Origin of the sequence: Bradyrhizobium jicamae (assembly GCF_018130695.1) — a bacterium.
GTDB classification, from domain to species: Bacteria; Pseudomonadota; Alphaproteobacteria; order Rhizobiales; family Xanthobacteraceae; genus Bradyrhizobium; species Bradyrhizobium jicamae_B.
Genome location: NZ_JAFCJX010000014.1, coordinates 46988 through 67752, shown reverse-complemented (window position 1 = coordinate 67752; position 20765 = coordinate 46988). Strand labels below are relative to the sequence as shown.

Below are 20765 nucleotides of genomic sequence, written 5' to 3'. Positions count from 1 at the left end.
GTGACCTACGCAATCACTGAGTTCGCGATCAGAAGATGGCCGTCACGAATTGAGCGTTCTTCGCAAGAGCAGCAGCGAGCCGACGGCAAAGAGGGCCAGGAAGCCCGCCGCCACGACAAATGACAGCGTGCGATTCCAGAGCTTGGATTCCGCCGAGTAGAAGATCGAGACTGCCGCGCGATCGGTCGTCGAGCGCACTGGCACGAGCGCCTCACCGTCACCGCTTGAAAACAGCATGAAGAAACCATGATCGATCGGCGCCAGATCAGGCTGGGCGACCGATTTGATCTTGGCAGTGCAAAAGGTGACCACGAAGTTGGTTCGCTTGCACTTGCCGTCCATGGCTTGCAGATCGTAGGCCGGTTGCCAGCTTCCGGCCAGGCGATGGTCGCGCACGAGGTCCGGACCATAGCTGGCGAACAACCCGTAAAGCATCGTGCAACAGGCCAGAAACACGATGAGCCAACGGATCGGGCCGCCCGCCGTCCGATCGGCTTCGCTGCCGGCCTGGCTCGGTGCAGCAGCCATGTCGACATTCACAGTCTGTGCACCGGCACCAACACCAGACTGACGCTTGCCAAACGACATCGCGATCGCTCCCAGGATCTAAGGAGCCCACTACCTATGGGTGAACACCATAAGACTTCGCTAAAGAGTGTCGGTGAATTGTCGGGATGCAGATATCGTTAAGCGTGCTGGAGCGGCGAAGGCGGTGACGTTGCAGGCGCCCGGTAACCATGCCGCCTGCCCGGTGAGGCAGCGCGTCGACGTCGCGTCTGACGAACTTGCGCCAGAACCCTTGGCCGCGAAGCGGACACATCCTCACAAATCCGGACAAGTCGGCACACCGCACTCGGTCGCGTGCCCAACTATGTCGGGAATGACGCTTGTGACACTCGTGCATGTGACTGAGGCTCCGCCGGCCCACGTGTGACTTGCAGAGTAATGCCTCGCTTATGAATCCCACCCAACCTTCGCCTTTCGATCGCGTACGCCCGGTAACCTGGCCAATCTGGTTCGCCTGGGTGCTCGTCTGCACGCTCGCTCCGATCTTGAGCACGATGTCCGCAACGGCCTTCGACAAACCAATCTCGCGGAGCACGGAGCACCGCGCGTTGATCATGAACGCGATCCTCGCCCTCATTGTGGTTGCGACGCTGGCTCCGCCGCTCCTGCAGGGGCTCGTGCTCAAACGCATCCTGCCAAGGCTTAGTCTCCTGTTCTGGTTCTGCTGCGTCGCGCTGTCGGCCATTGCATGGTTCGCAATGATGGTAGTTTCGCAGGGTCATGGCGGCCTGATCGCGGCCGGCTTCCGGACCCAGACCGAACTTCAAAACCTCGCGCGAGCCCAACATCTGGCAGGCACACTGAATGCCACGCATATCGTGGACCTGCCGTGGCTGCCATTCCTGCTGTGGACGATCGCAACCAACGTACTGATGTCACTTCTGCCGGCCTGGGCGCTCGGCATGGCGTCCGGAGTGAGGCGAGCGACCTTGCTGTTTCTCGTCGCTTCCATCGTGGCAGCAGTCGTTTCAGGCATCGTCGAGCAAATTTACCAGATCGGTTTCGACGATCGCCCACCGCACTGGTGGGCCCTCAATGGCCTGTCCTGGCCCGAGCGCTTTCATGTGCTCGCCGCACGCGCCGGCGTCGGGGCCGTCTGGGGCGCAACCGCAGCGATCTTCGTGATTTTGATGATCTGCCGGATCAACGATACAGGCGCCAAGCAGACCAGGGCCTTCGTCACCCATCGCGCTCGCGGACTGGCTGTTGTGTTCGCCGCACCGCTCCTGATCGCCCTGCTGGCGCCATTTGCCGGTTATCTCGCGGGGCCGGACGGTGTCGTTAATGGCGCGCCGAAATTGCGCCGGGTCCTATCAACTGCACCATCGCGGGATCGCTCACAGGGTGAAACGGTTCTCGCCTATTCCCACGACATCGCGATTCCCGTTGCGCCGACGTCCGCGATCGAGATCGTTCCCGATGGGCGGAGCGCGATCGTTCGTGGCGCCGACCACGCCGTGGTGCAGGTCGACATCGCGAACGGCCAGGTCATCCGGCGGTTAGCCGATCCGCTAGCCCCGCTGGAAAGCTACGCGATCGCGTGGAGTCCCGACGGACGTTATCTCGCGCTCCGGAGCAATGGGAAGAAGGTGTCAATCCCGAACACCTATTACAGCCGACATCAGATCCGAATACGGATTTATGCGCTGCCCGAGATGACGCTGGCCGGGGAATTCGCCAACAGCGAAGGTTCCTGCTTCGACGTCTACGCCCGCAACTCGCTGATATTTTCCAACGACGACAATAGCCTGTGGCTGGTGTGTGGCCAATTCTATGCACCGAAGCCGGACGATCTCATGGCGATCCGACTCGAGCTCCCCACGATGCGGGTGCACGACATCCGACGCTACGGGCCAACCGCGGAGAGCGGTCCGATCCAGGGACTGGAGCGAATCGGCGAAAGCATATGGGCGTGGCAATTCCCCGCCGGTGACAAGCCGTTCCGAGTCCACGAGCTGATCCGCGACCGCGACGTCGTGACGGTGGCGTTGCCAACGGCGTTGGTCGGCGGGATGACCTCACAGAGCGGCATCAGCCAGATCGACGAGAGAGCCATCCAATTGAACTTTCACGGCACGCCGCCGGGCATCTCTGGTGAGACCGGACCCGCATCATGGATATTGCGCACGCTGACCTTCGACACACAGACCGGGGCCCTGATCGGCACCGTCGACAAGAAAGATCCACCCATTCCAAATTCGGCCGACCAGCCGCCAAACAGCAGCTTGTCGGGCCATGGCCTGCGCATCGAGGCATTCTGGCGCGCAGACAGCAAGACCGGCGAAATCGTCCTACGCGACCAGGCGAGCGGCCGCGAGCGGCAACGCATCACCTCGATCGCACAGCGGCCCCTGCAACTATCAGCCGACGGCCGCTGGCTGATGACGCGCGCCATTTAAACCGACCGACTGCGGCTGTATCGCATTGGACCTTGATGCTGATACGAAACGCCGGCGGTCGCTATTGCGGCTTCATCTGACTGACGATCGCCGCGCCCTCTGCAGCATCGATCTGATAGAAGCCGGCCGCGGCATTGGCCGGCATCTGCGGCGATGTCGATCGCATCTGTTGTCCGCTGCTTCCGGCGAGGGCCTGATTGACCAGGTTCTGACCGGGCGCCGACACCTGAGGTCTGCCGATGCCGAAATAATAGGTGCGGCCGGCCTCGATCTGGATTTCGCTTTCGTAATCCATCGACATCGGATTGACGCAAGTAATCCGATATCGGCCGGGCGGCCTGTTCACGGAAAAATATGTGCCCTTGGCAACCGAACCGACTTGCTGGCCATTGATCTTGATGCCCACGCCGGTACTGATCACGCCCTTCTCGCGCAAGAAGTACAAGCGGGCGCCATCTGAGGTCTGCGGCTTCGGCTGAGACCGCACTTGGGCCTTGGCCTTCGGTGACGCTTCCGGCGCCTGCGCGAGCGCGCCCCCACAAAATTGAGCCACGACGCCAAGCGTCAAAGCCCACATCATAAACCGCCGCATCACCACCCCAGCCCATGTCCCGGTGGACTTAGAGCATAAGTTGTAGCGGCCGACAACCAAACTTCGCTGGCCGCGACGCACTGCCCGCCGGTTATTACTTGCGGCAAACGTAGGGATGCCAATAGCACCAGCCGCGGCCGAAGCCAAAGTCTGGTGAAGCGCTTGTCCCTTGAGTGGCGGCCTGCGTGGGAGCCGCATTGCCGACCGGCGCTGTCTCGCCGCCGGCAGCGTGATCCAGCTCGCGTTCGCCGAGCTCTTTGATGTCCTGATGAGTCATGTCCATACCCCCTCGTTGTGGCGAGCACGATTGCTCAACCACGCGTGTGGTGTATGGCCTTTCGTTCCCAGCGACTGTGCGCGGCGTCACAGGTCCACGAAGGCGATGTGCCCTGAGTCACATCTGCGCCAGGAGTGGAGGGCCGAGGGCCTCCTAGCGTTTCGCGAGCGCCTGCTCGTGCTTCCTGAGCGCGTCCGCCATCAGCTTCGGCAGGTTCTTCGCGTAGACCTCGATGAAGGTCGCATCGCCGCAGGTGTCGGGCGCCTCTGCGGCCTGCTCGGCGAGGCGCACGGCCTTGGCCTCGCATTTGGCGAACATGTGCCAGAACCATTCCGCCTTCCTGTCGGCGGTCTGCTTGTGCATCTTGATGACGGCGGCACCGACCGCGCTCATGGCGCTGACGGCGCCCGCGCTCAAATGCTCGATCGCGCTGGGGTTGAGGATATCCTCGCGTTCCTGCATGTGAACGCCGGCAGGAACAGCTCGCTTCGCTCGGTTCGGCATGGTTTGGCTCCCTCGATGGATGTCCAAAGCCTAACCAACCGATCCTTGACGGCGGCTAAAGCGATATGGGGCGCGAAATCTTTTCGATTTCGCTCGGCTTTTGCTAAGTTTTGAGGGTTCCGGAAACGCTGTGCCGTCGCTCGCCTTTTTGCTAAGTTCCCGCTCGGCGTTGCGCAGAGAGGACAAGGGTCATGACCTATTTTGATCTCGGGCCGTACAGCCGCAAAATCACGACATCATCGCCGGATACTCAAGCCTGGTTCGACCGCGGGCTGAACTGGGTATTCAACTTCAACCATGGCGAAGCCATCAAATGCTTCCAGAAGGCGCTGGAGCATGACGCGACCTGCGCGATGGCGCATTGGGGCACCAGCTACGCAGCCGGACCGAACTACAATCTGCCCTGGGTCCGCTACGACCCGCAGGGACGGCAGATGGCACTTGCCGCCTCCTACGACGCCATGCAGCAGGCGTTGGCGCATGCTGCAAAGGCAAGTCCGGTCGAACAGGCATTGATCAAGGCGCTGCCGGCGCGCTATCCGCAAGCCGCGGCGATCGAGGACATGTCGCCGTGGGACAAGGCGTACACCAGGGAAATGCGCAAGATTTTTGCGACGTATCCGGATGATCTCGAGGTGCGCGCGGTGTTCGCCGAAGCGATCATGAACGAGACGCCGTGGCAGATGTGGGATCTGCCGTCAGGCAAGCCGGCCGAGGGCGCCGGTACCGAGGAATGTCAGGCCTTGCTCGAACACGCCTTCGCAAAAATCCCGCGCGCCTGGGATCATCCGGGCCTGCTGCATCTCTACGTCCACCTGATGGAGATGTCGCCATTCCCTGAACGCGCGATGCGCGCCGGCGACCGGCTGCGCACCATCGTCCCGGATGGCGGGCATTTGATGCACATGCCGACGCATCTCGACGTGCTGTGCGGCCTGTATAACGACGTGCTGGTCTACAATCAGAAAGCGCTGGCGGTCGATCGCAAATTCCTCGCCTCGACGGCCGATCCCGGCGTCTACCTCGTCTACGTCATCCACAATTTCCATTTCGCGATCTACGGCGCGATGTTCCTCGGGCAATACACGCCGGCGATCGCGGCCGCCGAGGAATTGATCGCAACCGTGCCGGAGGCCGTGCTACGCATCCCCTCGCCGCCGATGGCGGATTTCCTCGAGGGATACCTGACGATGAAGCAGCACGTGCTGGTGCGCTTCGGCAAATGGCACGACATCATCGCGCAGGAGCTGCCCGAGGATCGCGAGCTCTACTGCTCCGTCACTGCGATGATCCATTACGCCAAGGCGGTGGCACATTCGGCGCTCGGCAATGTCGCGGACGCCGAAGCCGAGAAGGCGCGGTTCGCCGCGGCCAAGACCCGCGTGCCGGAGAGCCGGCTCGTCCATAACAACAAAGTGGTGAATTTGCTTGGCGTCGCCGAGGCCATGCTCGACGGCGAGCTGGAATATCGCAAGGGCCATTACGACATCGCCTTCGCGCACTTGCGCAAATCGGTCGCGCTGTCCGATGACCTGCCCTATGACGAGCCCTGGGGCTGGATGCAGCCGCCGCGCCACGCGCTCGGCGCGCTACTGCTCGAGCAGGGACGGATCGAGGAAGCCGAGGCGGTCTACCGCTCCGATCTCGGCCTCGACGGCAAGCTCAGCCGCGCCTGCCAGCATCCGGACAATCTGTGGTCGCTGCACGGCCTGCACGAATGCCTGGTCCGCCGCGGCGAAACCGTCGAGCGCCCACTGATCCGGCAACGGCTCGATCTGGCGCAAGCGCGCGCGGAGGTGCACATCAAGGCGTCGTGCTTCTGCCGGCGGACGGAGCTCGCGGCTTAACTGACCTTCGCCGGCAACCCGGACAGCAGGTACAGCCAGCCGATCAAGGTCACGACGGACAATACCGTCGTGATCGAGATCGTGGCGGCGACCAGCGGCTCCTCGACCTTGTTCTCATGCGCCAGCACATAGACGGTCTTGGCGGTCGGCACCGCGGCGCAGACCACGGCTGCGATGGTGTAGAGCGGATTGAGGCCGGAGACGACGCAGAGGCCATAGACGATCAGCGGCATGATCACGAGTTTGATGACGGCGAGCACGCCTGATGCTTTCAGATTGGCGCGCAGTCCGTCGATCGACAGGCCGAGCCCGATCGCAAACAGCGCGCACGGCGTCAGCGCCGCGGCAAGGATGTTGAGATAGGCCGCCACGGGAGCCGGAATCGGCAAGCCCGCGATCGCCCAGGCGAGGCCAATCAGCGTCGACAGCACCATCGGGTTGAGCAGGATCTGCTTGGCGAGGACAGCCGCCGATGGCCCGCCTTCGCCGCCCTTGCCACTTTCCAGCAGGACCACCGTGATCGGAAACATCACGGCCGCCACGAACACCGTCGCGACCGCCGCGGGCAGCACGGCCGGCTGGCCGTAGATCGCATGCAGCACCGGCAGCGCCACGAAGCCGGTGTTGGTCATCGCCGCGGTCATGCCATGGATCGTGCTGCTGGCGAGATCGCGTCCGCCGGCGCGCACCGGCAGGAACACCATGGCGAAACAGATCATCGAGCCGCCGCCGAACGCGAACAGGAAACGCCATTCCAAGAGGTTGCGCGCCGGCTCCTGCGCGATGGTGACGAACAGCAGCGCAGGCATCGCGACATTGTAGGCGAAATGCACGAGTTCGCCGGCCAGTGAGCGCGAGATGTAGCCGAGCCATCCCGCCAGCCAGCCGGTGACGATGATCGCAAACACGGGCAGGACGAAGCTCGCAACTTGCATCCGGCTTTCCCCTCTACGCGGCGCCGCGCTCCACCTCTCCCGCTTGCGGGGGAGGTCGTATCGCATCGAAGATGCGATACGGGTGGGGGCTCTTTCCACAACACGACTCGTGGAGAGAGCCCCCACCCCAACCCTCCCCCGCAAGCGGGAGAGGGAGCGCAGCCCCTCTGCGGTGGCACTGTAAGGTCAACCGACAATCTTCTCCAGCAGCGTCATCAGCGCCTCCGGCGCGGTGACGTTCGGCGCGTGGCTGGCGTCGATCTCGAAATAGCGCCAGCCGGCTTCGCTCTTTGCTCGCGCGGTGAACTGGCCGAAGGTGTCGGCCGGCGTGATGCGGGTGGCGTAGATGTAGCTGCGCGGCAGGGTCAGCTCGCCATTGTGCAGCCTGAGTTTCTGCTCGAAGCATTTGATCGGCATGTTGACGCGGCGCTCCATCAGCCATTCGACATCGGCGGCCGACGTATCCGGCGGCGTCGGCATCGGCGGGATGCGCCAACCATCGGCATCGTGCGCGGCCTCGCGCATCTTGGCGATCGCAACCTCATTGAGATCGAACAGCGACTGGCCGTCGCGCGGCACGAAGGCGTCGAGATAGATCAGCTGCGTGACGCGGTCGCGGATACGATCGGCGACGCCGGTCGCAACCATGCCGCCGTAGCTGTGGCCGATCAGCACGATGTCGCGCAGATCCTCGTATTTGATGACGTTGAGCATGTCCTGGATATGCGCTTCCAGGTCGATCGCGGGATGGGCGAGATGCGAGCGCTCGCCGAGGCCGGTGTAGCTCGGCGTCACCAGCCGGTGGCCGGCGGCCTGCATCAGCGGATGTATCTTCTTCCACGCCCAGCCCGCCGACCAGGCGCCGTGACAGACCAGGAAGGTTTTGGAGGCATTCTGGGGCATGGGTGCGTTTCCGTCATGATTGTCGTTGAAGGCCGCGATTTCGGAGTGTACCCGCTCGCCACGTCGTGTAAACGTCGCGGCAATGACCAAGAAGACGAACCGATGACCGCGGCCTCTTACGCGCTCCTGTTCGCCGGCGCGCTCGCCGGCGGTTTCGTGTCGGGGCTGGCCGGATTCGGCACCGCGCTGATGGCGCTCGGCATCTGGTTGTATGTGCTGCCGCCGACGCTCGCGGTGCCGCTGGTGCTGATCTGCTCGGTGATCGCGCAGGTTTCGACCCTGCCCTCGATCTGGAAGACGATCGATTTCCGCCTGGTCTGGCCCTTCATCATCGGCGGCCTCGCCGGCGTGCCCATCGGCATCATGCTGATCGCCCATGCCGATCCGGTCGTGTTCAAGCGCACCATCGGCGTGTTCCTGGTGGTGTTCCCGGTGCTGCTGTATTTCCAGCGCGCGCCGATGGCGGTCCGGATCGGCGGCAAATGGGCGGACATGGCGATCGGCTTCGCCGGCGGCATTCTGGGCGGCCTCGCCGGCCTCTCCGGCCCGCTGCCGATCCTGTGGGCCAGCATCCGTGGCTGGGGCAAGGAGGAGCGGCGCGGCATTTTCCAGACCTTCAATTTCACGATCCTGTTCACCGCGCTGTGCGTGCAGGTCGCAAGCGGGCTGGTGAAGCTCGATATCGTCTGGCTGGTGCTGTTCGCCTTTCCGGGCACGCTGATCGGCGCCTGGCTCGGCTCCCGGGTCTATCACGCGATGAGCGACCGCAACTTCTCCGACGTCGTGCTGGCGCTGCTCGTGCTGTCCGGACTAGGATTGTTGTGGAGCGGAATTGCTCCGAGGTAGGGCTACGCATAGCGGCTATGTGCACCGAACGGATTGCTTGTTGTTGCGCCGCCCAAACCGCTAACCACTCACATCATGTCTGTTCACTCATCGCGCGAACGTCTCGGTCTCCTGCTCGGCTTCATCGGCATGGTGATCTTCGGCGGCACGCTGCCGGCGACGCGGCTTGCCGTGGCGGACTTCGATCCGTTCGCACTGACCGCGATCCGCACCGCGATTGCCGGCATCTGCTCGCTGGTGCTGCTGGTCGTGCTGCGCCGCAAGCTACCGCCCCGCGCGCTGTGGCTTCAGCTTTTTCTGACGATGCTCTGCGTCGCCTTCCTGTTTCCGATTCTGATGGCGATGGGCATGCAGCGCGTCGATGCCTCGCATGGCGGCGTGGTGTTCGGCGGCATGCCGATCGGCACGGCGCTGGTCGCAGTCGCCATCACCCATGAGCGGCCGCGGCCGCTGTTCTGGATCGCCTCGCTCGCCGGCGCGGCGCTGGTGGTTGCGTTCGCGCTGCGGCAAGGCGGCGGCACGCTGTCGAGCGGCGACCTGTTCCTGTTCGCAGCCGTCGCGGTCGCAGCGCTCGGCTACGCATTGTCAGGTAAGCTGACCGCGTCGATGCCGGGCTGGGAGGTGATCAGCTGGGTGCTGGTGCTCGCCCTGCCCCTGTCGCTGCCGCTGGCCGCGCTGACGATGCCGGCCGCCCCCGCGCACATCCCGCTGAAGCCGTGGCTCGGCCTGCTCTATGTCGCGCTGTTCTCGCAGTGGATCGGCTTCTTCGCCTGGAATGCGGGGCTGGCGATGGGCGGCATCGCGCGGGTGTCGCAGGTGCAACTGCTGCAGCCCTTCGTCACCTTTGCGCTGGCCGCCCTGTTCAACGGCGAGACCATCACCTGGCAGGTGGTGGCCTTCGCCGCCGCCGTGGTCGCGACCGTCGCCGTCTCTACGCGGACGCGGGCGCAGAAGACACCGCCTCCTCGCGAGGCGCAGCTCGCGGCGGAGTGAGCGGCGCGAGCCGCTTGTTGAGCTCGCGCCGCAGCAGCCACACGCTCAGCGCCGCCTGCAGCGTCGTCGTCGCGATCGACAGGTACCAGACCTGCTCGATCGCAAAGCCCGGCCGCGTCGACAGCCAGACCGCCGGCAGCGAATAGGTCAGCACCCGCGACGCCGAGCTCAAGAGCACCGGCTTGGTGTTGCCGAGCCCCTGGAACATGCTGGAGCAGACGAAGACAAATCCCTGCGCAACGAGGTTGAACGACACGAAGTGCAGAAACTGGCCGGCCACCGCCATGGTCTCGCGATCGTTGGAGAAGCCGCCCAGCAGGAGCCCGGGCGCGAACTGCGCCAGCGCCATGAACACCAGCATCACGGCCGTGCCGATCAGCGCCGCCTTCACAAACGTCTCGCGCACGCGTGCGGCATTGCCCGCGCCAAAGTTCTGGCCGGCGATCGGCCCCGCCGCGAGCGCGACCGCCAGCGCCGGCATCTGGATCAGCCCGAGCACGCGCGTGCCGATGCCGAAGCCGGCCTGCGCCGCGGCGCCGAAATCGCGCAGCACATAATAGACCACCGCCATGAAGATGAAGATCATCGCAAACTCGCCGCCGGCGGGCAGGCCGACATTGAGGATGCGTCGCCATTGCGTCAGCTCCGGGCGCCATTGCGCGGGATCGAAGCTGACATAGCGCTCTACCTTGAGGAAATACCCCAGCAGCATCAGCACGCCGATGCCAACGGCAATCGAGCTTGCCAGGCCTGCACCGGCAACACCAAGCGCATATCCGGTGCCCCAGCCCGCGATCAACACCGGCGCCAGTGCAATGTTGATGAACACCGCCAGCACCTGCACCAGCATGCCCGGCCGCACGATGCCGGTCGCCCGCAATGCGGCCCCCATCACCTGCGCGGCGAATTGCAGCGCCAGCGCCGGCATGAACCACAGCAGATACGTCGTGCCGGCCTCGATGGTGGCGCGATCGGCCGCGACCGCACGCATGTAGGGGCGCGACAGCACGGCACCGGCGACGAGCGTCAGCAGCCCGCACAGCACCGCCAGCACGATTCCCTGGTTGAAGATCCGGTTGGCGTCGCGCTTGTCCTTGCGGCCCACGGCATGCGAGACCAGCGCGACCGTGCCGACGCCGAGCACCTGCATCAGCCCATTGATCAGGAATCCGGCGTTGCCGGCCGCAGCCACGCCCGCAACCGCCGCCTCGCCGAGATCGGCGACGAAGTACAGGTCGATCAGCTGGCAGACCATGATCGTCACCATGCCGACGACGATCGGCGGTGCCATGATCAGGATGTGGCCCGTGATCGAGCCTTGCGTTAAGTCTTTCATCTCATTCCATCCTCGGCGACGTGACTGACGGAACACAAGCCCCGCCAGCCACTTGCCATCGGTTTATCCGGCCGCCGCGTTCTGCCCGAACTCGGTGACCTGACGCTCGAACAGGCTGCGATAGATGCCGCCCGGCCGCGCGGTCAGGGCCGCGTGCGTGCCCTGCTCGACGATCTCGCCGTGATCAAACACCAGGATCCGATCCATGCTGCGCACCGTCGACAGACGATGCGCGATCACGATCGAGGTCCGGCCCTTCATCAGCCGCTCCATCGCCTGCTGGATCAGCGCCTCCGATTCCGAATCGAGGCTCGAGGTCGCCTCGTCCAGGATCAGCACCGGCGCATCCGCCAGGAAGGCGCGCGCCAGCGCCACGCGCTGCCGCTCGCCGCCCGACAGCTTGACTCCGCGCTCGCCCACCAGCGTGCCGTAAGCCTTCGGCAGCCGCATGATGAAGTCGTGCGCATTGGCAAGCCGCGCCGCCTGCTCGATCGCCGCCATGCTCGCGCCCGGCCGGCCATAGGCGATGTTCTCCGCCAGCGTGCGGTGAAACAGGATCGGGTCCTGCTGCACGATCGCGATCTGGCTGCGCAGCGATTGCTGCGTCGCGTGAGCGATATCCTGACCGTCGATCAGGATCTGTCCGCCGGAGACGTCGTAGAGCCGCTGCACCAGCTTGACGAAAGTCGTCTTGCCGGAGCCGGAGCGCCCGACCAGGCCGACCCGCTCGCCCGCGCGGATCTCGATCGACAGCCCGTCATAGAGCGGCCGACGATGACCGCCGTAGTGGAACGTGACGTCGTCGAACACGATGCGGCCACCCTCGATGACGATCTCGCGTGCATCGACGGCATCAACGATGCCGAGCGGCTCGTCATGGATTTGAACCAGCTCCTCCATGTCGTTCACCGAACGCTGCAGGTTGTTGATGTGCATGCCGACGTCCCGCAAGTAAGCGTGGATCACGTAGTAGCTGGTCAGCACATAGGTGACGTCGCCCGGCGTGGCGCGGCCGGCCGCCCACAGCAGGATCGCACCGCCGATCACCGAGGTGCGGAAGCACAGCAGCACGACGAGTTGCGCCGCCCCGGTGGCATTGTAACGCAGCCAGGTCCGCCGCACGCGGCGGCCCCAGCGGCTGATGACGCCATCGAGCCGCGAGTCCTCGCGCAGTTCCGCGCCGAACGACTTGACGACCGCGTTGCAGGTCATGGCATCCGCCAGCGTGCCGCCGACCTTGGTGTCCCATGCGTTGGAGACGCGCGCGGCCGGCGCGATGTAGCGCACCGAGAACAGCACCGTCATCGCCACATAGATCACCGAGCCGATCGCGATCACGACACCCAGCACCGGCCAGTGCAGGCCGAGCAGGATCATCGAGCCGAACAGCACCACCAGCGACGGCAACAACGCCATCAGGACGGTGTCGTTCAACAGGTCGAGCGCCCACATGCCGCGCGTGATCTTGCGCACGGTCGAGCCGGCAAAGGAATTGGCGTGCCAGTCGGTCGAGAAGCGCTGCACCCGCGCGAACGCGTTCCGCGCCACGTCGGACATCGTCCTCAGCGTGAACGGCACCAGCGCCTGCAACCCGCCCATGCGGAGCGTGATCGACAGCGCGCCGAGCGCGACGATCGCGCCGAACGCCCTGATCGCCGCGCGATGCGCAGCATCATCCGAGGCGCCCGAGGTGAGCGCGTCGATCAGCCGGCCGGAATAGACTGGCATGAACAGGTCGGAAAGCGTTGCGCCGAGGAAGCCTGCGATCACGGCGGCGGTCCGCCAGGGCTGCTCCAGCCAATGGCGAACCACGAACGGGATCACGATCCGGATCGCGGCGGGACGGTTACGAGCTTGTGCGGTCATGGCGCGTTCCGGCGACGCGAAAGCGCCAGCCGGCTCCATCTGAAATGACGCGAGCGGAGCACGGAATCCCGCCGCAAGCGTCGTTGAAAAAATTCGGTAACGTGTTGGGAAGCTTGGGTGATCGGGGATCAATCCCGATCAGAGCTTAAGGCTCAGTGCGCGACGGCAACGAGCCACATCGAACGCGGGCGCGCGATCTGCGAAAGCATCGAAATCATGCAAATCTCCCGGGTTCGAGTTGAACAATGCGCGTGCTTATAAATCCATCACGCGCAAATTGCAAGATGACAAGCCCGTGAGCGCTGCGCGCAGCGCATCAAACCGCAGCAGTGTGGCCGCAATGACTCAGTGCGCGTCGCCGCCACCGCCCTGCAACGACGGCGGCTTGTTGACGAACAGGATCAGCACGCTCAGCGCGAGGTAGAACAGCGCCAGCAGGAAAAAGGCGTCGCCATAGCCCATCACCACGGCCTGGCGGTGCACGAGCTGCGACAGCTGCTTCATCGCCATCAGCGTGGCGTCGCCCATGCCCTGCAGGCGCTGGGTGAAATTGTTGAGCGTCTCGACCGCCGTCGTGTTGCCCCAACCGACACGGTCCTGCAGCCGCGAGATGTGCAGATCGGTGCGCTCGTTGAGCACCTGGTTGATCACGGCGAGGCCGACCGCGCCGCCGAGGTTGCGCATCAGATTGTACAGGCCCGAGGCATTCTTCACCCGCTCGGGCGCCAGCGTCGCCAGCGCGATGTTGTTGGTCGGCACCATCGCGCACATCATGCCGATGCCGCGCAGGATCTGTGGCACCAGCAGCTCGTAGAAATCGTAGTCGCGGGTGATCCAGGTCATCTGCCAGGAGCCGAGCGCGAACACGACGAGGCCGAAGCAAATCATGTAGCGCAGATCGACCTTCTGCATCAGGCGGCCGATCAGCGGCGCGACCAGGAACATGGTCGCGCCGGAGACGAACACGGTTTCGCCGATCATCAGCGCGCTGTAGCCGCGCACCTCGGCGAGATAGCGCGGATAGATGTAGGTCAGGCCGTAGAGCCCGATGCCGATGCAGAACTGCAGCGTGGAGCCGACCGCGAAGTTGCGGTTGGAGAAGGCGTAGAGATCGACGATCGGCTCTTCCGCCGTCAGCACCCGCCAGAAGAAGGCGATCGCCGCGACGAAGCAGACCGCGGCGCAGACCGCCACCGAGGTGTCCTGCAGCCATTCATATTGCGGGCCCTCCTCGAGCACATATTCGAGCGAGCCGAGGAAGCCGGCCATGAACAACAGGCCCCACCAGTCGAAGCGATCGAGCAGCGCGAGGTTCGGCTGGTCGAAATCGACCAGTGCCAGCACGCCGACGGTGATGCCGATGCCGGGTACGATGTTGATGAAGAACAGCCAGTGCCACGACATCAGGTCGGTGATGTAGCCGCCGACGGTCGGGCCGACAGTCGGCGCGAGTGTAGCAACGAGGCCGATGATCGGCGCGACGATGTGGAATTTGGTGCGCGGGAAGATCAGATAGGCGGACGCGAACACCGTCGGAATCATGCCGGCGCCGAGGAAACCCTGCAGCGCGCGCCACAGGATCATCTGCTCGATCGAGGTGGCGAAGCCGCAGAGCAGGCTCGAGACGGTGAAGCCGAAAGCGGAGATCGCGAACAGCATCCGCGTGCCGAGCGCGCGCGACAGGAAGCCGGAGAGCGGGATCGCGATCACCTCGGCGATCAGGTAGGCGGTCTGTACCCAGGAGATTTCGGATGAGCTCGCCGACAAGCCGGCCTGGATGTCGGAGAGCGATGCCGAGACGATCTGGATGTCCAGGATCGACATGAACATCCCGAACACCATGATGATGAACGCAAACAGCCGCCTCGGCTGGATGCGCTCGGAGGCCGGCGGCACGGCGCTCATCGTCGAGGGCGAAGCTGTGGTCGCGTCAGCCATGGAATTATCGAGCCACGAGTTCGCTGCACCTCTCCCGCGTGCGGGGGAGCGTAGGCCGCCTTTGGCGGCCGTCTCTAAAGAACGCCGAAGCGAAGCTTCGGCTATGGCGCTCGAAGAGCGCGGCGGGTGGGGGCTCACTCCGCATTGGGAGAATCGATTGTGGAGACACCCCCACCCCAACCCTCCCCCGCAAGCGGGAGAGGGGGCGCAGTGTCGCGCGGGCTGGCGGTGTGCCGAACATCATTGCAGCAGGTCCTACTGCGGATGGATCATCAGCGGCGAGTCGAGGTCGGTGTCGTTGTCGGCATCGGCGGCGCCCTCGCGGGTGTCGACGGTGGTGTAGACCGACATGCCCGCGCGCAGCAGGCCCTGCTTCGCGACGCTGCGCGGCACGCGGATCCGCACCGGCACGCGCTGCACGATCTTGGTGAAGTTGCCGGTCGCATTGTCGGGCGGCAGCAGGGTGAACACCGAGCCCGAGGCCGGCGAGATGCTGTCGACGATGCCGGTGAATTTCCGCATGCCGTAGGCGTCGACCATGATCTTCACCGGCTGGCCGGTGCGGATGCGCTTCAGCTGCGTCTCCTTGTAGTTGGCGTCGATGAAGACGTCATCGAGCGGCACCACATTGCCGAGCCGCTGGCCGACCGCGATGAAATCGCCGAGATTGACCAGGCGGTTGGAGAAGGTGCCGTCGACCGGCGCGCGCACGCTGGTGAATTCGAGGTCGCGCTCGGCCTTGGCGAGCGAGGTCTGCAGCTCCGCAAGCGCGGCGCGGGCCTCGGCCTGCTGCGCGCGGGTGACGTCGACATTGTCCTTGGCGGCGTCATAGGCCGCCTGCGCCGACTTCACCGCGGCGACGCCCTGGTCGCGGCTGGCTTCCGACACTTCGAAGGTGGCGCGCGAGGCAAAGCCCTTGGTGCTCAGCGCCTGCTGGCGGTCGAAATCGAGACCGGCGCGCTTCAGGCCGGCTTCGGCGGAGACGAGCTGCGCCTTGGCCTGCTCGACCGCGCTCTCCAGCGCCGTCACCTGGCGGCCGATGCGGTCGATGGTCGCCTGCTGGGTGCCGATCTTGGTGCGCGCGGCCTCGACCGCGATGCGATAGTCGCCGTCATCGATCTTGAAGACGACGTCGCCGGCACGCACCAGCGAATTGTCGCCGGGCAAGATCTTGGCGATGTGGCCGGAGACGCGCGCGCCGAGCATGGTGTTGTTGGCGCGGACATAGGCGTCGTCGGTCGAGACGTAGAAGCGCCCGATCATGACGTAGTAGGTCGCATAGCCGGCGGCGGCGAGCGCGAGCAGGCCGAGCACGCCCATCATGATGAATTTGCGCTTGCCGGATTTTGGCGCGGCGGCCGCAGGCGCCGATGCTGCGGGAGCCGCAGGTGCCGCGGGTGCAGCTGGCTGCTCGGCCGGCTTGTCTTCGGGGCGGCGCTTGGCCTCCTCGGTCGCATGGCTCCGCAGCTGCTCGCCGAGGTTGGCGGGCGTTTCCTGCGCGCCGTCGTCCGCTTCGGAACGAACGATACGCGCGGCCTGGTCTCTCGCTGCGGCCATTACGGCTTCCTCACAAAAACCCGATGCACGCCGACAGCCGGAATTGGCCTCCGAGGAGCATCGTACCACATATCTACCATTGACCGAACGGTTCGGTCAACGTATATTCCCATTGGATGGATTATAACCGTTCGATTCCTGCCCTTTCCTATTGTGGGTTGATTTCTTTCCCGAGAGCCTAAACCAATGGTTGCAATCCAGCAAAACCCGCTCCATATCGTCGGCGACGAGGACTCCTCGAAGCGCCGCCAGATCCTCGACGGCGCCCGTAAGGTCTTCATGGACCTGGGTTTTGACGGCGCCAGCATGGGCGAGATCGCCCGCTCGGCCGGGGTCTCCAAGGGCACGCTCTACGTCTATTTCGCCGACAAGAGCCGGCTGTTCGAGGCGATCGTCGAGGCCGAGAAGATCGAGCAGGGCAAGACCGCCTTCAATTTCGATCCGGGGCGCGATGTCGACACCACCCTCCCCGAATTCGGCCGGGCCTACATCACCCTGCTCTGCCGCCCCGGCGGAGGCTCGGCGATCCGCACCGTGATGGCGATCGCCGAGCGGATGCCGGATGTCGGCACCCGCTTCTACCAGCACGTCATCGTCGCCACCGTCGACCGCTTCGCCGCCTATCTCGACGCGCGCGTCGAGCTGGACGGACTCGTGATTGATGACACGCAGCTCGCTGCCTGGCAGTTCATGCAGATGTGCCAGGCGACGCTGTTCCAGGCCTTCATCTTCCAGGCCGCCCCCTCGCCCTCGCCCGAACGGATCGCCGCGGTGGTCGACAGCGCGACGCGCGTGTTCTTCGCGGCGTATCGGAAGCAGGCGGACTGAGTTCACGACATCGACGACTTACCCAGTTGTCATCCCCCGCGCATGCGGGGGATCCAGTATGCCGCGGCCTATCGGATCAATCACTGGCGCCTCTGGAATACTGGGTCGCCCGCTTTCGCGGGCGATGAGAGTTGGGTGTGAGGATAGCTGCGTTCTCGCGACATGATTTGTCCGAGCTATCGATAGCTAGCTTGACTCGCCTTCGACATTTCAATAATCGTTGAAATATGGAAAAGACAGACGCCATCGCGGCGCTGGCCGCGCTCGCTCAGGACAATCGGCTCGATGTGTTCCGCCTGCTGGTGCAGGCCGGCCCCAACGGAATGCCCGCAGGCGCCATTGCGGAGGCACTCGACGTCGCGCCCAACACATTGACTTTCCATTTCGACCGGTTGCGGACCGCCGGTCTCGTCACTGTCCGGCGCGACGGGCGCTCGATGATCTACGCGGCGCAGTTCGACACCATGAATGCGCTGCTCAGCTTCCTGACCGAGAATTGCTGTGGCGGAACGCCGTGCACGCCAGCGGCCATATGCAAGCCCGCGCGCAAGCGCGCCAAGGTACCAGCCTGAAAGGACACGCCATGAAGCGCCTCCATGTTCACGTCTCGGTCGAGGACATCACGAAATCGGTCGGCTTCTACTCGGCGCTGTTCGCGGCGAAGCCAAGCGTGCTGAAGAGCGACTATGCGAAATGGATGCTGGAGGATCCGCGGGTGAATTTCGCGATCTCGACCCGCGGCCGCGAGCCCGGGCTCGATCATCTCGGCATCCAGGTCGAGAACACCGAGGAGCTGCACGAGGTCTATGCGCGCCTGCGCGAGGCCGGCGGCGAGATCATCGAGCAGGGCGAGACCGCCTGCTGCTATGCCAAGTCGGAGAAATCCTGGATCGACGATCCCGCCGGGATCGCCTGGGAGACGTTCCACACCACGGGCGAAAGCACGACCTATGGCGACGGCTCAGGCGAGAACCGCGCGCGCGTCGCGCATGAGAAGCAAAGTGCCTGCTGCGCGCCCAAGGCTGACAAGGCCGACGCCAAGCCTGCATCCAAGACCTCGGCCTGCTGCTGACGGAAGAAGACGATGGACGTCATCATCTACCATAATCCGGAATGCGGCACCTCGCGCAACACGCTCGGCATGATCCGCAACGCCGGCATCGAGCCGCATGTCGTCGAGTATCTGAAGACACCGCCGTCACGCGCCCTGCTGCAGCAATTGATCGCGCGGATGGGAATTTCGGTACGCGGCCTGCTCCGGCAGAAGGCCGCACCGTATCAGGAATTGCGGCTCGACAATCCCGACCTGACCGACGACCAGCTGCTCGACGCCATGATGGCGCATCCGATCCTGATCGAGCGCCCGATCGTGGTGACGCCGCGCGGCGTGCGGCTGTGCCGGCCATCCGAGCAAGTCGTCGAGTTGCTGCCGCCGCAGCAGGCCGACTTCGTCAAGGAAGATGGCGAACGCGTCTCCGCTGCAACATCCCGGTCGACCTGATGCCGTCGCTCGGGCGCCGGATCGTCGCGGAGTGGCTCGGCACGGCCCTGCTGCTCACCGCCGTCGTCGGCTCCGGCATCATGGCGCAAAAGCTCTCGGGCGGAAACGTCGCGCTTGCCCTGCTCTGCAACACGATCCCGACCGGTGCCATCCTCGTCGTGCTGATCCTGATCTTCGGGCCCGTCTCCGGCGCACATTTCAATCCGGCGGTCACGCTCGCCTTCGCCTACGGCGGCGAACAGCAATGGTCCGTGGCGTGCCTCTACATCGTCACGCAGATCGTCGGCGGTATCGCCGGTGTCTGGCTTGCGCATCTGATGTTTGAGCTGCCGGCGTGGCAGATCTCGCTGACGCAGCGCACCGGCAGCGGTCAATGGCTCGCCGAATGCGTCGCCACGATGGGCCTGCTGCTGACCATTTTCGGATGCATCGCACGTAACGCGGCCGCGACCCCATATGCCGTCGGGCTCTACATCACGTCAGCCTATTGGTTCACCGCCTCGACCTCGTTCGCCAACCCCGCCGTGACGATCGCGCGGTCGCTGTCCGACACCTTCGCCGGCATTGCGCCCGGCGGCGTGGCCGCATTCATCGCGGCTCAATTGCTCGGCGCGATCATCGCGACCGTGCTGTCCGGCTGGATGTGGAATCCGGCCGGCACGGTGCAGACCCCGAGGTAAGGTCAGTTGCGCCGGCTGCTTGCCATTCGACTAAGGTCCCCTGGGGAACCGCGACTTGCCACTTGTCGCGCCGGGACGGATTGCACAAAATTCCCGGAATGAGTGGGGACATCGACGTCGATCAATTGTCTGACGTGATGACGCGGCTGGGTGAGGCCGTGGTCGACCCGGCGGCGTGGACCGACATCATGACGTCGATCTGCGAGGCGGTCGGCGCTACCGCCGCGGTGCTGCTGCAGGCCGACGTGCGAACGCCCGACGTGCCGCGCACCGCCGCGATCGACGAGGCTGTGCAGCTCTACTTCGCGCAGAACTGGCACTTGCAGGACCCCCGCGCGCGCGGCGTTCCGCGGGCGATGTCGGGCGAGATCATCACCGATCAGCAATTGCTGACGCCGGAAGAGCTCCGCTCCGACCCGATGTACAATGAGGTGCTGTATCGCTACGGCTTCAAATGGTTTGCGGGCATCGGCTTCTGGGCCGACACCGCGCCGTGGGTGCTGACATTGCAGCGGACCGGGCAAGAGGGCCTGTTCGAGACGCGTGAGACGCGGCTATTGGCGCAACTCGCGCCGCGGCTGACCGAGACTGCGACGCTGTCGACCGTGGTCGGCCGCGTCGCGCTGACCTCCATGACCGGCATCCTCGACCGCGTGCAGCAGCCGGCGATCGTGCTCGATCGCGCAGGGCTCGCCATCGACCGCAACACCGCGGCCGATGCCGGCTTCGATGAGGACATCCGCGTCCGGGATCGCCGCCTCGTGCTGCGCGACAAGGCCGCGATGGCACGGTTCGATGCCGTGATCGACCGGATCCGCAACGCGCCGGAACATGCTGCGCTGCCGGTCGAACCGATCCTGATCCGCCGCGCCACCAAGGGACCGGTCGTGATGCGCGTGCTGCCGATTGACGGTGCGGCGCGCAACGTCTTCCTCGGCGCCCGCGCGATGCTGGTGCTGTCGAATTTGACGCCGCGCGCCCTGCCCGAGCCCGCCCTGATCGCGCAGGCGTTCGGCCTGACGCCGGCCGAGGCGCGCCTGGTCGCGCTGCTCGCCGGCGGCCTCTCCATCACCGATGCCGCCGACCGGCTCGGGATCGTGCGCGACACCGCGCGCAACCAGCTGAAGTCGGTGTTTGCCAAGACTGGAACCCACCGGCAGCCTGAATTGGTCGGCCTCGTCCTGCAGATCGCCTGA

Annotated in this window: 20 protein-coding genes; 10 read left to right on the top strand and 10 right to left on the bottom strand. The window is 64.8% G+C overall.

Features of this window, described 5'->3' with window-relative positions:
* Positions 1-42: 42 nt before the first annotated feature.
* Positions 43-588 (bottom strand): hypothetical protein, encoded by a 546-nt coding sequence (locus JQ604_RS21220; protein WP_212361016.1) that lies wholly within the window; start codon positions 586-588, stop codon positions 43-45.
* Between the two features lie 533 nt (positions 589-1121).
* Between JQ604_RS21220 and JQ604_RS21215 the strand changes: the two genes are divergently transcribed.
* A complete protein-coding gene (locus JQ604_RS21215) occupies positions 1122-2966 on the top strand; it encodes a YncE family protein (RefSeq protein ID WP_212361013.1) in 1845 nt (614 codons plus the stop codon).
* Positions 2967-3027: 61 nt separating this feature from the next.
* On the opposite strand, the gene JQ604_RS21210 is transcribed toward JQ604_RS21215, so the two are convergent.
* The 3 genes from JQ604_RS21210 to JQ604_RS21200 form a co-directional block, all read right to left on the bottom strand.
* Complete coding sequence (locus tag JQ604_RS21210; protein WP_249158548.1) at positions 3028-3558, bottom strand: DUF2846 domain-containing protein; 531 nt, start codon at positions 3556-3558, stop codon at positions 3028-3030.
* Between the two features lie 94 nt (positions 3559-3652).
* Entirely contained in the window at positions 3653-3835 is a 183-nt protein-coding gene (locus JQ604_RS21205; protein ID WP_212361006.1) for a hypothetical protein, read from the bottom strand.
* A gap of 153 nt (positions 3836-3988) precedes the next feature.
* A complete protein-coding gene (locus JQ604_RS21200) occupies positions 3989-4339 on the bottom strand; it encodes a hypothetical protein (protein ID WP_249158534.1) in 351 nt (116 codons plus the stop codon).
* Between the two features lie 191 nt (positions 4340-4530).
* Here JQ604_RS21200 and JQ604_RS21195 point away from each other — a divergent pair, with 191 nt between their 5' ends.
* Positions 4531-6186: a hypothetical protein gene (locus JQ604_RS21195; protein WP_212361003.1), complete on the top strand. Its 1656-nt coding sequence runs from the start codon at positions 4531-4533 to the stop codon at positions 6184-6186.
* On the opposite strand, the gene JQ604_RS21190 is transcribed toward JQ604_RS21195, so the two are convergent.
* Positions 6183-7121: an AEC family transporter gene (locus tag JQ604_RS21190; RefSeq protein WP_212361000.1), complete on the bottom strand. Its 939-nt coding sequence runs from the start codon at positions 7119-7121 to the stop codon at positions 6183-6185. The two genes, JQ604_RS21195 and JQ604_RS21190, sit on opposite strands and share 4 nt — an antisense overlap.
* Positions 7122-7307: 186 nt before the next feature.
* A complete protein-coding gene (locus JQ604_RS21185; protein WP_212360998.1) occupies positions 7308-8024 on the bottom strand; it encodes an alpha/beta fold hydrolase in 717 nt (238 codons plus the stop codon).
* 102 nt (positions 8025-8126) lie between these two features.
* Between JQ604_RS21185 and JQ604_RS21180 the strand changes: the two genes are divergently transcribed.
* On the top strand, positions 8127-8870 hold the full coding sequence (locus tag JQ604_RS21180; protein ID WP_212360995.1) for a sulfite exporter TauE/SafE family protein: 744 nt from the start codon (positions 8127-8129) through the stop codon (positions 8868-8870).
* Positions 8871-8945: 75 nt separating this feature from the next.
* Positions 8946-9863: a DMT family transporter gene (locus JQ604_RS21175; protein ID WP_212360992.1), complete on the top strand. Its 918-nt coding sequence runs from the start codon at positions 8946-8948 to the stop codon at positions 9861-9863.
* Here the strand turns inward: JQ604_RS21175 and JQ604_RS21170 are convergent.
* The 4 genes from JQ604_RS21170 to JQ604_RS21155 form a co-directional block, all read right to left on the bottom strand.
* Positions 9802-11199 (bottom strand): MATE family efflux transporter, encoded by a 1398-nt coding sequence (locus JQ604_RS21170; protein WP_212360989.1) that lies wholly within the window; start codon positions 11197-11199, stop codon positions 9802-9804. The two genes, JQ604_RS21175 and JQ604_RS21170, sit on opposite strands and share 62 nt — an antisense overlap.
* 63 nt (positions 11200-11262) lie before the next feature.
* Complete coding sequence (locus tag JQ604_RS21165; RefSeq protein WP_212360986.1) at positions 11263-13065, bottom strand: ABC transporter ATP-binding protein; 1803 nt, start codon at positions 13063-13065, stop codon at positions 11263-11265.
* Between the two features lie 345 nt (positions 13066-13410).
* Positions 13411-15003, bottom strand: coding sequence for a DHA2 family efflux MFS transporter permease subunit (locus tag JQ604_RS21160; RefSeq protein ID WP_212360983.1), 1593 nt, complete (start codon positions 15001-15003; stop codon positions 13411-13413).
* 255 nt (positions 15004-15258) lie between these two features.
* On the bottom strand, positions 15259-16560 hold the full coding sequence (locus tag JQ604_RS21155; protein ID WP_212360979.1) for an HlyD family secretion protein: 1302 nt from the start codon (positions 16558-16560) through the stop codon (positions 15259-15261).
* Positions 16561-16746: 186 nt separating this feature from the next.
* On the opposite strand from JQ604_RS21155, the gene JQ604_RS21150 reads away from it, so the two are divergent.
* From JQ604_RS21150 to JQ604_RS21125, 6 genes are all read left to right on the top strand, one after another.
* Positions 16747-17388, top strand: a complete 642-nt coding sequence (locus JQ604_RS21150; protein WP_212360976.1) for a TetR/AcrR family transcriptional regulator — start codon at positions 16747-16749, stop codon at positions 17386-17388.
* A 227-nt stretch (positions 17389-17615) separates the two neighbouring features.
* A complete protein-coding gene (locus tag JQ604_RS21145) occupies positions 17616-17960 on the top strand; it encodes an ArsR/SmtB family transcription factor (RefSeq protein ID WP_212360972.1) in 345 nt (114 codons plus the stop codon).
* Between the two features lie 11 nt (positions 17961-17971).
* The gene (locus JQ604_RS21140) at positions 17972-18460 is read left to right on the top strand and encodes an ArsI/CadI family heavy metal resistance metalloenzyme (protein WP_212360968.1); all 489 of its coding nucleotides are present in this window, start codon (positions 17972-17974) and stop codon (positions 18458-18460) included.
* Positions 18461-18472: 12 nt separating this feature from the next.
* On the top strand, positions 18473-18889 hold the full coding sequence (gene arsC / locus JQ604_RS21135; protein WP_212360964.1) for an arsenate reductase (glutaredoxin): 417 nt from the start codon (positions 18473-18475) through the stop codon (positions 18887-18889).
* Positions 18889-19569, top strand: coding sequence for an aquaporin (locus JQ604_RS21130; protein WP_212360960.1), 681 nt, complete (start codon positions 18889-18891; stop codon positions 19567-19569). Before arsC ends, JQ604_RS21130 begins: the two co-directional genes overlap by 1 nt.
* A 98-nt stretch (positions 19570-19667) precedes the next feature.
* On the top strand, positions 19668-20765 hold the full coding sequence (locus JQ604_RS21125; RefSeq protein ID WP_212360956.1) for a helix-turn-helix transcriptional regulator: 1098 nt from the start codon (positions 19668-19670) through the stop codon (positions 20763-20765).

What these genes read in the sequence shown, in the direction of transcription:
- JQ604_RS21175 (WP_212360992.1), top strand. Translation starts at nt 8,946, where the DNA reads ATGTCTGTTCACTCATCGCGCGAACGTCTCGGTCTCCTGCTCGGCTTC.
- JQ604_RS21215 (WP_212361013.1), top strand. Translation starts at nt 1,122, where the DNA reads ATGAACGCGATCCTCGCCCTCATTGTGGTTGCGACGCTGGCTCCGCCG.
- JQ604_RS21220 (WP_212361016.1), bottom strand. Translation starts at nt 588, where the DNA reads ATGTCGTTTGGCAAGCGTCAGTCTGGTGTTGGTGCCGGTGCACAGACT.
- arsC (WP_212360964.1), top strand. Translation starts at nt 18,473, where the DNA reads ATGGACGTCATCATCTACCATAATCCGGAATGCGGCACCTCGCGCAAC.
- JQ604_RS21155 (WP_212360979.1), bottom strand. Translation starts at nt 16,560, where the DNA reads ATGGCCGCAGCGAGAGACCAGGCCGCGCGTATCGTTCGTTCCGAAGCG.
- JQ604_RS21160 (WP_212360983.1), bottom strand. Translation starts at nt 15,003, where the DNA reads ATGGCTGACGCGACCACAGCTTCGCCCTCGACGATGAGCGCCGTGCCG.
- JQ604_RS21195 (WP_212361003.1), top strand. Translation starts at nt 4,531, where the DNA reads ATGACCTATTTTGATCTCGGGCCGTACAGCCGCAAAATCACGACATCA.
- JQ604_RS21210 (WP_249158548.1), bottom strand. Translation starts at nt 3,558, where the DNA reads ATGCGGCGGTTTATGATGTGGGCTTTGACGCTTGGCGTCGTGGCTCAA.
- JQ604_RS21190 (WP_212361000.1), bottom strand. Translation starts at nt 7,121, where the DNA reads ATGCAAGTTGCGAGCTTCGTCCTGCCCGTGTTTGCGATCATCGTCACC.
- JQ604_RS21150 (WP_212360976.1), top strand. Translation starts at nt 16,747, where the DNA reads ATGGTTGCAATCCAGCAAAACCCGCTCCATATCGTCGGCGACGAGGAC.
- JQ604_RS21125 (WP_212360956.1), top strand. Translation starts at nt 19,668, where the DNA reads ATGAGTGGGGACATCGACGTCGATCAATTGTCTGACGTGATGACGCGG.
- JQ604_RS21170 (WP_212360989.1), bottom strand. Translation starts at nt 11,199, where the DNA reads ATGAAAGACTTAACGCAAGGCTCGATCACGGGCCACATCCTGATCATG.
- JQ604_RS21130 (WP_212360960.1), top strand. Translation starts at nt 18,889, where the DNA reads ATGCCGTCGCTCGGGCGCCGGATCGTCGCGGAGTGGCTCGGCACGGCC.
- JQ604_RS21145 (WP_212360972.1), top strand. Translation starts at nt 17,616, where the DNA reads ATGGAAAAGACAGACGCCATCGCGGCGCTGGCCGCGCTCGCTCAGGAC.
- JQ604_RS21165 (WP_212360986.1), bottom strand. Translation starts at nt 13,065, where the DNA reads ATGACCGCACAAGCTCGTAACCGTCCCGCCGCGATCCGGATCGTGATC.
- JQ604_RS21185 (WP_212360998.1), bottom strand. Translation starts at nt 8,024, where the DNA reads ATGCCCCAGAATGCCTCCAAAACCTTCCTGGTCTGTCACGGCGCCTGG.
- JQ604_RS21180 (WP_212360995.1), top strand. Translation starts at nt 8,127, where the DNA reads ATGACCGCGGCCTCTTACGCGCTCCTGTTCGCCGGCGCGCTCGCCGGC.
- JQ604_RS21205 (WP_212361006.1), bottom strand. Translation starts at nt 3,835, where the DNA reads ATGACTCATCAGGACATCAAAGAGCTCGGCGAACGCGAGCTGGATCAC.
- JQ604_RS21200 (WP_249158534.1), bottom strand. Translation starts at nt 4,339, where the DNA reads ATGCCGAACCGAGCGAAGCGAGCTGTTCCTGCCGGCGTTCACATGCAG.
- JQ604_RS21140 (WP_212360968.1), top strand. Translation starts at nt 17,972, where the DNA reads ATGAAGCGCCTCCATGTTCACGTCTCGGTCGAGGACATCACGAAATCG.